At 68.3% G+C, this 12,810-nt stretch carries 15 protein-coding genes and 1 riboswitch; of the genes, 14 read left to right on the plus strand and 1 reads right to left on the minus strand.

The genetic code is table 11. The annotated features are described in order from the left end of the window. Positions 1-169: 169 nt before the first annotated feature. The gene (locus ACETK8_RS03620) at positions 170-988 is read left to right on the plus strand and encodes a tetratricopeptide repeat protein (protein ID WP_374038158.1); all 819 of its coding nucleotides are present in this window, start codon (positions 170-172) and stop codon (positions 986-988) included. Positions 989-992: 4 nt separating this feature from the next. On the opposite strand, the gene ACETK8_RS03625 is transcribed toward ACETK8_RS03620, so the two are convergent. After that, a complete protein-coding gene (locus ACETK8_RS03625) occupies positions 993-1,565 on the minus strand; it encodes a hypothetical protein (protein WP_374038159.1) in 573 nt (190 codons plus the stop codon). A gap of 298 nt (positions 1,566-1,863) precedes the next feature. Between ACETK8_RS03625 and ACETK8_RS03630 the strand changes: the two genes are divergently transcribed. From ACETK8_RS03630 to ACETK8_RS03690, 13 genes are all read left to right on the plus strand, one after another. Then, the gene (locus tag ACETK8_RS03630) at positions 1,864-2,319 is read left to right on the plus strand and encodes an iron-sulfur cluster assembly scaffold protein (RefSeq protein ID WP_374038160.1); all 456 of its coding nucleotides are present in this window, start codon (positions 1,864-1,866) and stop codon (positions 2,317-2,319) included. An 84-nt stretch (positions 2,320-2,403) separates the two neighbouring features. Then, positions 2,404-2,658 (plus strand): membrane protein insertion efficiency factor YidD, encoded by a 255-nt coding sequence (yidD, locus tag ACETK8_RS03635; protein ID WP_374038161.1) that lies wholly within the window; start codon positions 2,404-2,406, stop codon positions 2,656-2,658. After that, on the plus strand, positions 2,655-4,589 hold the full coding sequence (gene thrS, locus ACETK8_RS03640) for a threonine--tRNA ligase (protein ID WP_374038162.1): 1,935 nt from the start codon (positions 2,655-2,657) through the stop codon (positions 4,587-4,589). The genes yidD and thrS overlap by 4 nt, the downstream gene beginning before the upstream one ends. A gap of 83 nt (positions 4,590-4,672) precedes the next feature. Then, positions 4,673-5,056 (plus strand): VOC family protein, encoded by a 384-nt coding sequence (locus ACETK8_RS03645; RefSeq protein WP_374038163.1) that lies wholly within the window; start codon positions 4,673-4,675, stop codon positions 5,054-5,056. Between the two features lie 39 nt (positions 5,057-5,095). After that, on the plus strand, positions 5,096-5,425 hold the full coding sequence (locus ACETK8_RS03650) for a YbaB/EbfC family nucleoid-associated protein (RefSeq protein ID WP_374038164.1): 330 nt from the start codon (positions 5,096-5,098) through the stop codon (positions 5,423-5,425). 18 nt (positions 5,426-5,443) lie between these two features. Next, complete coding sequence (gene recR, locus ACETK8_RS03655; protein WP_374038165.1) at positions 5,444-6,046, plus strand: recombination mediator RecR; 603 nt, start codon at positions 5,444-5,446, stop codon at positions 6,044-6,046. Between the two features lie 12 nt (positions 6,047-6,058). Continuing rightward, positions 6,059-6,538: a DUF29 domain-containing protein gene (locus tag ACETK8_RS03660; protein ID WP_374038166.1), complete on the plus strand. Its 480-nt coding sequence runs from the start codon at positions 6,059-6,061 to the stop codon at positions 6,536-6,538. A gap of 178 nt (positions 6,539-6,716) precedes the next feature. Then, positions 6,717-7,940 carry a DNA recombination protein RmuC gene (locus ACETK8_RS03665; RefSeq protein ID WP_374038167.1) on the plus strand — a complete coding sequence of 408 codons (1,224 nt, stop codon included), beginning with the start codon at positions 6,717-6,719 and terminating at the stop codon, positions 7,938-7,940. A 109-nt stretch (positions 7,941-8,049) separates the two neighbouring features. Next, positions 8,050-8,472, plus strand: coding sequence for a hypothetical protein (locus ACETK8_RS03670; protein ID WP_374038168.1), 423 nt, complete (start codon positions 8,050-8,052; stop codon positions 8,470-8,472). Positions 8,473-8,476: 4 nt separating this feature from the next. Beyond that, positions 8,477-8,674, plus strand: coding sequence for a helix-turn-helix transcriptional regulator (locus tag ACETK8_RS03675; RefSeq protein WP_374038169.1), 198 nt, complete (start codon positions 8,477-8,479; stop codon positions 8,672-8,674). Between the two features lie 2 nt (positions 8,675-8,676). Next, positions 8,677-9,264 carry a hypothetical protein gene (locus tag ACETK8_RS03680; protein WP_374038170.1) on the plus strand — a complete coding sequence of 196 codons (588 nt, stop codon included), beginning with the start codon at positions 8,677-8,679 and terminating at the stop codon, positions 9,262-9,264. 47 nt (positions 9,265-9,311) lie between these two features. Further along, entirely contained in the window at positions 9,312-10,283 is a 972-nt protein-coding gene (locus tag ACETK8_RS03685) for a TraB/GumN family protein (protein ID WP_374038171.1), read from the plus strand. A gap of 49 nt (positions 10,284-10,332) precedes the next feature. Next, a riboswitch (cobalamin riboswitch) is annotated at positions 10,333-10,537 on the plus strand. Positions 10,538-10,685: 148 nt separating this feature from the next. Continuing rightward, positions 10,686-12,647, plus strand: coding sequence for a TonB-dependent receptor plug domain-containing protein (locus ACETK8_RS03690; RefSeq protein ID WP_374038172.1), 1,962 nt, complete (start codon positions 10,686-10,688; stop codon positions 12,645-12,647). Positions 12,648-12,810: the final 163 nt, after the last annotated feature.

Consider the following 12,810-nt stretch of genomic DNA (forward strand, 5'->3'; position numbering starts at 1 on the left):
AACAATCGTCTGGTGGTCGCCACCGCCGGCGTGCTCGCGGTCGTGCAGGGGGTCGAACTGGCGCGTCGGATCCTGTTCTGAAGGCCCTGCGTCCGCACGGCGGACGTTAACCAATGCTTGACGCGAAGGGCCGATTCTCGACGGGCGGAAAATCCGTTGGAACAGATCCATGTCGCGCACCCGGACCCAGACCTCGCTCGCCCTGATCGCCCTGACCCTGGCCGGCGGCGTCGTCGTCGCCACGCCGTCCCTGGCCCAGACCGACCAGGCGCGCGTCCCGGCCACGGCCGAGCAGCGCGCGACCTACAGCCGCCTCGATCCCCTGGCGCGCTCGGTCTTCTGGTCCCGCGAGATGGAGATCAATCCGGCCGATCCGGTCGCCGGGGTGAAGCTGGCCGAGGCGCTGCGCCAGATGGGCCAGCACGATCAGGCGGTCACGACCGCCCAGCAGGTGCTGGTGCTCCAGCCCCAGAACATCGACGCCATGCTGGAACTGGGTCGCGCCCATATCGCGCGGGGCCAGGCCTTCTACGGCATCGCCGCTCTTGAGCAGGCGAAGGCCCTGGCGCCGAACGACTGGCGCCCGTTGTCGCTGCTGGGCGTGGCCTATCAGCAGGTGCGCCGCCCCGATGACGCCCGCGCCGTCTGGAACGAGGCGCTGCGTCTCTCGCCCGACAACGCCGAGGTGATGAACAACGCCGCCATGGCCCAGATGACCGGCGGCGATCCGGCGGGCGCCGAGACCCTGCTGCGCCGGGCGGTGGCCCAGCCGAACGCCTCGATGCAGATGCGGCTGAACCTCGCCATGGCCCTGGGGCTTCAGGGCAAGATCGGCGAGGCCGAACAGATCATCCGTCGCGACCTGCCGCCGGACGCGGCCGAGCGCAATCTGGAATGGCTGAGGAACCAGGTCCGTCCGACGCCGGCGGCGACCGACGGCGCCTCTCCGACCTACGTCCGGACCTGGTCCTCGCTACAGGGCCAGTAACCGATCAGTCCTGGGCGTCGGCCAGCTGAACGCGGGCGCGCAGGCGGTCGTCGGTCGAGACCGCACCCGAAATCGCATTGAAACGGTCCAGGGCCAGACCCGAGGACGAGACGGCGGCGGCCATGGCGGTCTGCTGTTCGTCGGTCGGGGCCGCGCCGCCGGTCGGAGCGGCCGCGCGCACGGCGGTCATGGCGGCGGCGAACTGGGCCACCTCGGCGTCGGTGACGGAGGCGGCGACCGAACCGGCCGGCGATTCCGGCGTGGCGAAGACGGCCAGACGGGCCTGCAGCACCTCATCGGTCGAGACGGCGGTGGCCAGGGCGTTGAACGAGGTGATGTCCATCCCGGCGGCCTCGATGGCGGCGGCCATCGTGGCCTGCTGCTCGGCGGTCGGGGCCGTGCCGTCGGTCGGCGAGGCGGCGCGTACGGCGGTCATCGCCGTGTTGAAGGCCTGAAGCTGGGCGTCGGAATACTGGGTCGCCTGGGTCACGGCCGTCAGCGGGGCGGCGGCGGAAGCCTGCGCGGCTCCGGCGGCGAGGGCGACGGCGGACACGGCGGCGATCATGGTCAGGCGCATGGATATTCCTTGGCGATTTGAAGACTTTTGCGTCGGGGAAGGAGAGAACGCTAACCCGGCAATTGTTCCGGTGGCAAATCAACGGACTTGACGAGGCCGTGAGGTCGGGCCTCTCCCTCCCCGTCCGGGGAGGGTGGTCGGAGCGAAGCGGAGAGCGGGTGGGGGCGGCCAGGCGAGGCCCCACAGACGCGTTGTCGCTTGGTCGCCCTGCCGCCCCCACCCCGTCGCTGCGCGACGACCCTCCCCCGAGGGGGAGGGAGAGGTTTCGCGACGGCCTGAGACCTCCTATCTTCGTCCCATGATCGACGACCTCTACAGCGCGCGCATCCTGACGCTGGCGGCCAACCTGCCGCACTCGGGTCGCCTGTCCGCGCCGGACGGCACGGGCGAGCGGGTCGCGAAACTGTGCGGGTCGAAGGCGACGGTCGATGTCGTTCTGGACGCCGAGGGTCGGGTCGCCGATTTCGCCCAGGACGTGAAGGCCTGCGCGCTCGGCCAGGCGGCGGCGGGCGTGGTCGGAGAGGTCGTCATCGGCGCGACGACCGAAGAGCTTCAATCGGCACGCGACGCCATGCTGGCCATGCTCAAGTCCGGCGGCGAGGGGCCCGAAGGCCGGTTCGAGGGTCTGCGCGCCCTGAAACAGGTCGCCGACTACCCGGCGCGTCACGCCTCCACCATGGTCGCCATCGAGGCGACGCTGGATGCGGTCAACCAGGCTCTGACTTCGCGAACTAGCCTCGCCGGCGCCGCCTGACGCTTTAGCTCTTGGCCTACCGCGCTTCGCGCTACTTGAGGCCAGGTTGCCCTCGCCACCCCGGCAAGGGATAAGCCCCGCACCATGGCCAGCCCCGGCAGCACCCTCTTCGAACGCGGCGTCCGCGCGGCCCATCGGGGCTACAAGGTGACGCTCAGCCCCTTCTTCGGCCAGTCGTGCCGGTTCCTGCCCACCTGTTCGGACTATGGCCGGGACGCCCTGATCCAGCATGGATTGCGCAAAGGGGGATGGCTCACCGTGCGCCGCCTCTGTAAATGCCACCCGTTCGGCGGTTCGGGATACGACCCGGTTCCGCCAGTCGAGACCAAAGCTCCATGATCGAACTGAAATTCCCCGATGGCGCCGTGCGCGAGTATCCGGCCGGTTCCACCGCCCGCGACGTGGCCCACGCCATTTCGCCTTCGCTGGCCAAGAAGGCCGTGCTGGCCGAACTGAACGGCGAGCAGCGCGACCTGAACCGCGTGCTGGAAACGGGCGGATCCTTCCGCCTGATCATGCGCGACGACCCCGAGGCGCTCTACACCATCCGCCACGACACGGCCCATGTGCTGGCGGAAGCCGTCCAGAAACTGTTCCCCGGCACCCAGGTCACGATCGGCCCGGCCATCGACGACGGCTTCTATTACGACTTCTACCGGGAGACGCCCTTCTCGACCGACGACTTCGCCGCCATCGAAAAGGAGATGGGCCGGATCGTCGACAGGGACGCGAAGTTCGAGCGCGAGGTCTGGGACCGCGACGAGGCGATCACCTTCTTCGAAGCGCGGGGCGAGAAGTTCAAGGCCGAGCTGATCCGCGACCTGCCGGGCACGGACACCATCACCCTGTACAAACAGGGCGAGTGGATCGACCTGTGCCGGGGTCCGCACTTCCCCTCCACCAAGTCGGTGGGCAAGGCGTTCAAACTGACCAAGCTGGCCGGCGCCTATTGGCGCGGCGACAGCAACCGCGAACAACTGCAGCGCATCTACGGCACGGCCTGGGCGACCAAGGAGGACCTCGACGCCTACCTCCAGCGTCTGGAGGAGGCCGAGAAGCGCGACCACCGCAAGGTCGGCAAGGCCATGGAGCTCTTCCACATGCAGGAAGAGGGCCGGGGCATGGTCTTCTGGCACCCCAAGGGCTGGGTCCTGTGGCGCGTGCTGGAGGCCTATATGCGCCGCCGCCTGGACGCCGCCGGCTATGTCGAGGTCAAGACGCCCCAGGTTCTGGATCGGAAGTTCTGGGAACAGAGCGGCCACTGGGACAAGTATCGCCCCAACATGTTCGTCTGCGAGACGGTCGAGGGTGAGGAACTCTCCCTCAAGCCGATGAACTGCCCGGGCCACGTCCAGATCTTCGACCAGGGCCAGCGGTCCTATCGCGAACTGCCGCTGCGCATGGCCGAGTTCGGCGCCTGTCACCGCTATGAGCCGTCGGGTTCGCTGCACGGCCTGATGCGGGTGCGCGGCTTCACCCAGGACGACGCCCACATCTTCTGCCGCGAGGACCAGATCGTCGAGGAGACGGCCGAGTTCATCAAACTGGCCCGCAGCGTCCACGCCGACCTGGGCATGGAGACGGCCTACATCAGCCTGGGCACCCGCCCCGAGAACCGCGCCGGATCGGACGAGTTCTGGGACAAGGCCGAGAACCTGATGGCCGAGGCGGCCCGCGCCGCCGGGACCGAGCCGGTCGTGACCGAGGGCGACGGCGCCTTCTACGCGCCCAAGCTCGACTTCATCGTCAAGGACGCCATCGGCCGCGAATGGACCTGCGGCACGATCCAGCTGGACTATGTCCTGCCGGAACGTCTGGATGCGACCTACATCGCCGAGGATGGCCAGAAGCACCGGCCGGTCATGCTGCACCGGGCGATCCTGGGCTCGTTCGAGCGCTTCATCGGCATCATGATCGAGAACTACGCCGGGGCCTTCCCGCTCTGGCTGGCGCCAGTCCAGGCGGTGGTCGCGACCATCACCTCGGACGCCGACGGCTATGCCGAAGAGGTCGCCGCCAAGTTCAAGGCCGCGGGCCTGCGTGTCGAGACCGATCTTCGCAACGAGAAGGTCGGCTACAAGGTGCGCGAACACTCGGTCGGCAAGGTGCCGGTCATCGCCGTCGTCGGTCGCAACGAGGCCGAAAAGGGCGAGGTCGCCATCCGCCGTCTGGGCTCCCAGGCGCAGGAAGTCGTCTCGGTCGAGGAGGCCATCCGCATCCTGACCGACGAGGCGACACCGCCGGACCTGAAGCGCCTGAAGAGCGCCTAAGGACACGACCTGATCGAAGACCACGGAGCCGGCGGGAGCGATCCCGCCGGCTTTCGCGTTTCGGACCCGACAGGAGATCCGCAATGCTCGACCATATCGGTATCGACGTCAGCGACCTGAAGACGTCCCGCGCCTTCTACGCGGCCGCTCTGGCCCCCCTCGGCTACCGCGTGATCCAGGAACTGACCGCCGAACAGACCGGCGCCAATCCCATCGTCATGTTCGGCATCGACGCGCCCGAGTTCGTCATCGCAGAGGACAAGGCGCCGGGCCTCGGCAACCATATCGCCTTCCGCGCAGAGACCCGCGCGGCCGTAGACGCCTTTCATGCGGCGGCGCTGAAGGCAGGCGGCCGGGACAACGGCGGGCCGGGTCTGCGCCCCGACTACGGCCCGACCTACTACGCCGCCTTCGTCTTCGATCCGGACGGCTTCAATATCGAGGCGGTCTGTCACGCGCCCGAATGACGGATGGAAAACGGCGACGCGTCAGCCTATCTATCCCGCATGAAAGACTTGAACGCCCTGATGCAGCAGGCCCAGGCGATGCAGCAGAAGCTGCAGGACGCCCAGGCCAAGATGGCCGAAACCACCGCCGAGGGCACCTCGGGCGGCGGCCTTGTCACAATCGGCCTGAAAGGCCCCGGCGAGATCACCTCGGTGAAGATCGACGACAGTTTGATGGTCCCCGGCGACACCGAGATCCTGGCCGACCTGATCGTCGCCGCCCACGCCGACGCCAAGCGCAAGCTGGACGCCGTCAACGGCGAGCTGATGCGCGAGGCCGCCGGCCCCATGGCGGGAATGAACATCCCGGGCATGCCGAAACTCTTCTGAGCCCTTCTCCTCTCTGAAATGGCCGCCTCCGCCGGACCCGAGATCGAGCGACTGATTTCGCTCCTGGCCAAGCTGCCGGGGCTGGGGCCGCGCTCGGCCCGGCGCGCGGCGCTGGCCCTTCTCAAGCGGCGCGAACAACTGCTGGAACCCCTGGCGGCGTCGCTCGCCGAGACGGCGGCCAAGGTCGTGTCCTGCTCGGTCTGCGGCACGCCCGACACCCGCGATCCCTGCTCAATCTGTTCGGACCCCAACCGCGACAACGCCCTGATCTGCGTGGTGGAGGAGGCGGGCTCGCTCTGGGCCATGGAGCGCTCCGGCGCCTTCAGGGGCAAATACCATGTGCTGGGCGGCCTCCTGTCCGCGCTCGACGGCATCGGCCCGGAGGCCCTTCGCGCCTCCGAACTGGTCGGTCGGGTGAAGGGCGGCGAAGTCCGCGAGGTGGTCCTGGCCCTGCCCGCCACCATCGACGGCCAGACCACTGCCCACTATCTCGCCGACCGCATCGCCGGTGACGGAGTGGAGATCACGTCGCTCGCCCGAGGCGTCCCCGTCGGCGGCGACCTCGACTGGCTCGACGACGGCACCATCGTCCAGGCGCTTCGGGCCCGGCGACCGGCGTGATATAGTCCCCCTATGGCGGATGATCTGACCAGACCGGCGAACGACCTCTACGAAAGGGACTATGTCGCCTGGACGGAGTCGCAGGCCTCCGCGTTGCGGTCTCGAAGGGGCGGCGAGAATGCCCTCGACTACGACAATCTCGCCGAGGAGATCGAGGATTTGGGCAAGTCCGAGCAACGCGCCTGCGAGAGCCAGATCGAGAACATCATCGAGCACCTGCTAAAGATCGAGTTTGTCGGGCCTGCCGAGACCATCCCGCACTGGAAGGGCGAGGTCATCGGATTTCGACAAGAGCTGAAAAAGCGGTTGACGCGAACGATCCAGAACCGCCTCGAACCGGCTCTGGACGAGTCCTTCGCATACGCGATCAAGCGGCTCACAGCGCGAGACCAACTCACCGACCCGGATAGGGTGCTGGCTGTTTTGACGGGCTATACCTGGGATCAGATCACCAATCCTGACTGGTATCCGGCTCCGCGTTACAGCGCCTGAGAGGCCCTGCGTCCGCTTCTGACGTACCCATATGTTACGCGCGGAACCAAGACCCGCGCGCCCTGCCGATACTCACCGAACGATCCGAACGCTTCGGACTCTTCGGACGCTTCGGACGGTGTTTTGGAGTCCACATCGGCCGTGGCCCGCTCCGGCGACTCCCGCTAAGGAACGGAGCATGAACACCCTCTCCGTCTTCCTCGCCGTCGTTTCCCTGGCCCTGATGGCCGGCTTCCTGTGGGCCTTCATGGGCTGGCGGAACGCCGCCGCCGCCCTGACCTCGGCGCAGGAAAAGGTCGCCCTGGTCGAGGAGAGCCGCACCACCATGGGCGAACTCCTGAAGGCGCAGGCCGCCCAGTCGGCGCAGGCCATCGCCGACCAGATGGTGACCCGCGCCACCGAGACCTTCCAGGCCCAGGACCGCGTCGCCCGCGAACGGATGGAGGCCCAGCTGAAGCCCGTCGCCGAGACCCTGGCCAAGTTCGAGACCCAGGTCGCCGCGCTGGAAAAGGCCCGCGCCGAGGAAACCGGCACACTTAAGGAACAGCTCTCGGCCCTCATGATCGCCTCGACCGCCACCCGCGACGAGGCCAAGCGGCTGACCGAGGTCCTGCGCGGCAACACCGGCCGGCGCGGGCGCTGGGGCGAACAGACCTGCCGCAATGTGCTTGAGGCCGCCGGCATGGCCGGCCGGTTCGACTTCACCGAACAGACCTCCAGCGCCAATGAAGAGGGTCGCCAGATGCGGCCGGACTTCATCGTCAAACTGCCGGGCGGCGGCCTTTTCGTCATCGACGCCAAGGTCCCTCTGGCCTTCCCCGACCCCTCCGAGTCGGACGACGAGACGCGCGACGCCGCCATGGCCGCGCGCAACGCCGCCAGCATCAAGAACCATGTCCGCGACCTCTCGGCCAAGGCCTATCAGGACCAGTTCAAGCCCAGCCCCGACTTCGTCGCCCTGTTCGTGCCCAGTGACGCCTTCCTGTCGGCGGCGCTGGATCGCGACCCCGACCTGATGACCGACGCCATGTCGAAACGGGTCATCATCGTCACCCCCTCGACCCTGTTCGCCCTGTGCAAGGCTGTCGCCTATGGGTGGCGGGCGGAGGAGCAGGCGAAGAACGCCGACGAGGTCGCGAAGCTGGGCAAGGAACTCTACAAGCGGCTCTCGGTCATGGGCGGTCACGTCCACGGGGTCGGTCGCGCGCTGGAACAGGCCGTCGGTAAGTACAACCAGTTCGTCGGCTCGCTGGAGAGCCAGGTCATGGTCTCGGCCAAGCGGTTCGAGGATCTGCAGGTCGATCACGAGGGCAAACAGCTGCCCGACCTGACCGCCGTGGATCAGTCGCCCCGCGCCATCAGCCGCCCGGAACTGATCTCCGACCGGGCCGCCGGCGCCTAAGCGCGGAAACCCTTGTTTCTGACAAGGGTGTTTGACATAGCGCGCGAGAACGATGTAAAACAACCTTGTCACCTAGACGAGGCCGCGTTTCATGGCTCTGGAGATCCGAGTGTCCGAACATCCGCTTAGGCGCTACGGCGCGGTGCTGGGCATCTGCGGCTTGGCCGGGATGGGCGCCGGTTTCGTCGCCGGCATCGTCACCGCCACGTCCGAAGAGGCCAGCCTGGGCGGCGCGGCCCTGATCGCCACGGCCGTGGCCATCGCCATGGGCGCCGGCCTCTGGGCCAGTCTCCGCTGGTGGAAGGGTCTCGATGAGGCCGCGCAGGAGGCTCACAAATGGGCCTGGTGGTGGGGCGCCACGATCGGCCTCTGCTTCGCGGGCGTCATTCTCCTGACCCTGCTCCATGGCGCGGGCGATCTGGGCGTGGCGCCGATCAAGGAGATGCTGATGCTGGGCGCCGCCATCGTCACGGGCTGCCAGATGGTCGGCTACGGCGTGGCCTGGGCCGTCTGGTGGCTGAAGCGGCGGTGATCCCATGAACAACAGCCTCAGGACATTGCGCGCCGAACGCAGCTGGAGCCAGGCGGACCTCGCCGCCGCCCTCGGCGTCTCGCGCCAGACCGTCAACGCGCTGGAGACGGGCCGCTACGACCCCTCCCTGCCGCTCGCCTTCAAGATCGCCCGCGTCTTCGGGCAACCGATCGAATCCATCTTCTCCGACGAAGGAGCCTGATCATGTCCGCAGACATCCAGCCGCGTCAGACCTCCATGTGGGTCAAGGCCGCGACCTTCGGCGGGCTTGCCGTGCTCGGCGGCGTCGTCGGCTATCTGACCGCCCGTTTCACCAACCTGCCCGACAGTGTCCCTTGGGACGACGCCCTGGCCTTCATGATGGGCATCGCCCTGATCGTCATGGGCGCCCTGGTCGCGATCACCATGGTCTTCCGTCCGGCCGCCGTGGTGGGGCAGGGCGGGCTTCAGATCGTGGTCTTCGTCCTGGCCGGCCTGATGTTCCTGGCCCCCATGATGGCGCCGGAGTTCGTGGCGCCCCAGATCGTCTTCGCCGGCGTGGCCCTGGCCTTCGCCCTTCAGACCGTGGCCAACGTCATCGTCTGGCGTGGATCGGACGAGATGATGCGGCGACTGATGACCGAGACCTCGACCATCGCCTTCTGGGGCCTGCAGAGCGCCTTCTTCCTCTATGCCGCCGCCGAGCGCATGGCCCTGATCCAGCCCGTCAGCGCCTGGGGCATGGCCGGCATCCTGATGGCCGTCTACCTCGTCTCCTCCATCGTGCCTTCCGTTCGCCGCGGTCTGGCGTGAGCCTGCCCTCGACCGTCCGTTCCGATCCTCTCCAAGGTCCCGTTCGCATGACGCTTCTCGCCCGCCTGAAATCCTCCACCGCCTCGGCCGGTCGCCTCGCCGTCGGCGTCGCCCTGGGCGTCAGCCTCGCCGCCGCCCTCCTGGCCGGCGCGCCTCGCGCCTTCGCCCAAGAGGCGGCCCACACGCACGATCACGCCGCCATCGTCCCGGCCGTGGGGGAAGGCCCGGCCCTGTGGTCGATCTCGGACGAGGATTCGACCATCTATCTGTTCGGCACGGTCCATGTGCTGCGCCCGAACACGCCCTGGGGCTCGGCCAAGGTCGACGCGGCCTTCGACGCCGCCGACAACGTCATCTTCGAGATTTCCAATCCCGACGATCAGGCGGCCCTGATGCCTCTGATCCAGCAGCACGGCGTCTCGCCCCAGAGGCCGCTGTCCAGCCTGCTGACGGCCGAGGAGTTCGCCGACCTGGACGCCGCCGCCCGCACCATCGGCGGCACGGGCGCAGGCTTCGACGCCATGCGCCCCTGGCTGGCGGGCCTGATGCTGTCGGTCGCCCCCCTGACCAAGGCCGGCTACGATCCGAAATCGGGCGTCGAACTGATCCTGAAGCACAGGGCCGAGGACGCCGGAAAGCCGGTCACGGGCCTTGAGACCATCGCCACCCAGGTCGAGATCCTGGCCGGCCTCTCCGAAGAGACCCAGCTGGCCTTCCTGCGCTCGACCCTGAAGGATTTCGACGAGGCCACGACCGAGCTCGACACCCTGGTCCAGGCCTGGGCCTCGGGTGACGTCGACACCATCGACCGTGTCGGCGTCCAGGACATGCGCGCCGAGTCGCGGGAGGTCTACGACGCCCTTCTGGTCCGCCGGAACACGAACTGGGCCGACCAGATCCAGACCCTGCTGGAGGGTTCGGGCACGACCTTCATCGCCGTGGGCAGCGCCCACCTGGCCGGCGACGACAGCGTTCAGGAGATCCTGGAGCGTCGCGGCGTCGAGGTCGTCCGCCGCTAGAGGATTTCAGCGGCCACGCCCTCCATTGCCGAGGTCGCCGCGATGGCCTATGGGCCGCCGCACGACAGGTTCCCCAGCGATGGGGATGAAAAGGGAACTCAGGTGAAAGACCTGGGCTGCCCCCGCAACTGTAAGCGGCGAGCCCGCGCGTCACAGCCACTGGGTCCAGGAGCTTCGGCCGAAGGATCTGGGAAGGCGACGCGCACCGGCGTTGACCCGCGAGCCAGGAGACCTGCCCGTCGTGGTCGTCCTTCGCGCGGACGGGGTGTGTCGAGCGAAACGGGTCTTTCCCGAATGACGACGTCTGTTGGGCCGCGTCCGCGCGGTCGCGACCGGGCGTGTCTCCATGTCCGATCGCGGCCATCCGGGCCGGCTCGTTGTCAAACGAGGGATTGGACCCGAATGAGAAACGAACTGATCGCCAGCGCCGCCACCGCCGCGCTCCTGCTCGCCGCCAACGCCGCGAGCGCCCAGACCGCCGCCGCCGTCACCGACCCCAGCCTGCTGGACGACGTCGTCGTCACCGCCAACCGCTCGGCCCAGCCGGCCGATCGCGTCGGCCAGTCGGTCACCGTCCTGACCGCCGAAACCATCGAGGCCAGCCAGGCCGTCGGCGTCGCCGACCTCCTGATCCGCACGCCGGGCGTAACCCTGTCGCGCAACGGCGGCCTGGGTTCGGTCACCTCGCTGCGCATCCGCGGCGCCGAGGCCGACCAGACCGTCGCCATCATCGACGGGGTGAAGCTGAACGATCCGTCGGGCACCGGCGGCGGCTTCAACTTCGGCAACCTCCTGGTCGGCGACATCGCCCGCATCGAGGTCCTGCGCGGCGCCCAGTCGACGCTCTGGGGCTCCCAGGCCATCGGCGGCGTGGTCAACCTCGTCACCGCCGAACCGACCGAGCCCTTCCAGGCCAACATTGCGGCGGAGGCCGGATCGCGCGGCACGACCTACCTGCGCGGGGCCATCGGCGGGGCCGGTGAGCGCGCCACCTGGCGTCTGGCGGCGTCCCACTACAACACCGACGGCTTCTCGACCTTCGCCCGCGGGACCGAGAAGGACGGCTACGAAAACTTCGGCCTGAGCGGCCGGGCCAATATCCGCATCGTCGACAACGTCTCGCTGGACCTGCGCGCCGTCTACTCTAACGGCACGGCGGACATCGACGGTTTCGCGCCGCCGCTCTACGCCTTCGGCGACACGCGCGAGACCTCCCAGACGAAGGAACTGGTCGCCTATTCGGGCCTGAACTTCGACCTGCTGGACGGCCGCTTCTCGAACCGCATCGCCTACGCCTACACCAAGACCGACCGCCTGAACGAGAACCCCGACCAGACGGTCACGCCGGTCACTTTCGATTCCGAGGGTGAGAACCGCCGCATCGAGTACCAGGGCGTGTTCGACATCCGCGACGGCTGGACCGCGACCTTCGGCGCCGAGCGGGAAGAGTCGGAGTTCACCAGCGCCTCGCCGTCCTCCTTCACCCCGAACCCGACGCCCGCCACGGCCGAGGCCGCCATCAACGGCGTCTACGCCCAGTTGCAGGCCGAGGTCGCGCCGGGTCTGACCCTGACCGGCGGCGTGCGTCGCGACGACCACGACACCTTCGGCGGCAAGACCCTGGGTCAGGCGGCTGTCGCCTGGGCGCTGAACGATGGGTCCACCGTGCTGCGCGCCAGCTTCGGTCAGGGCTTCAAGGCGCCGAGCCTGTACCAACTCTACAGCGACTACGGGAACACGGGGCTTCGGCCGGAAGAGGCGGACGGCTGGGACGCCGGGGTCGAACAGCATGTGCTGGACGGCGCCCTGATCCTGTCGGCGACCTATTTCGCCCGCGAGACCACGAACCAGATCGACTATGTCTCCTGCCCGTCGACGGCCACGCCGGCGGCCCAGCCCCTGTGCTTCCGCAACGGCGTGCGTCGTTTCGGCTACTACAACAACATCGCGCTCAGCGAGGCGGACGGCGTCGAGCTGGCGGCGGACTACGAGATCGGCGCCTTCTGGATCAACGCCAACTACACCCAGACCAACACCGAGAACCGCACCCCGGGCGCCAACCTGGGTCGCGAGCTGGCGCGTCGTCCGAAGGAGGCCGCCAACCTGACCCTCGGCTATGTCTGGCCGTTCGGTCTGTCGACCTCGGTCGCGGTCCAGCACGCCGGCGACAGCTTCGAAAACGCCTCGAACGCGACGCGGCTGAAGGGCTACACCCTGGTCGATCTGCGCGCCTCCTATCCGATCAACGAGACGCTTGAGGTCTATGGCCGTGTCGAGAACGTCGGCGACGAGATCTACGAGACCACCCGCGACTACGGCGTGGCGGGTCGCGGGACCTTCGTGGGCGTGCGCGCCCGCTTCTGATCCAGCGATGACCGGCGCCATCCCGCACGGCGGACGACCGGCCCAGGCGCGGAGGGATCACCCCTCCGCGCCGACGCCTGGGTTCGATCGATCGGCGACGGAGACGACGCGGGTGAAGCCGGGCCTCGAAAAGCGTATGAAGGCCCGGCGGGGGATCGACTTC

It is taken from the genome of Brevundimonas staleyi (assembly GCF_041893865.1).
GTDB lineage: Bacteria > Pseudomonadota > Alphaproteobacteria > Caulobacterales > Caulobacteraceae > Brevundimonas > Brevundimonas staleyi.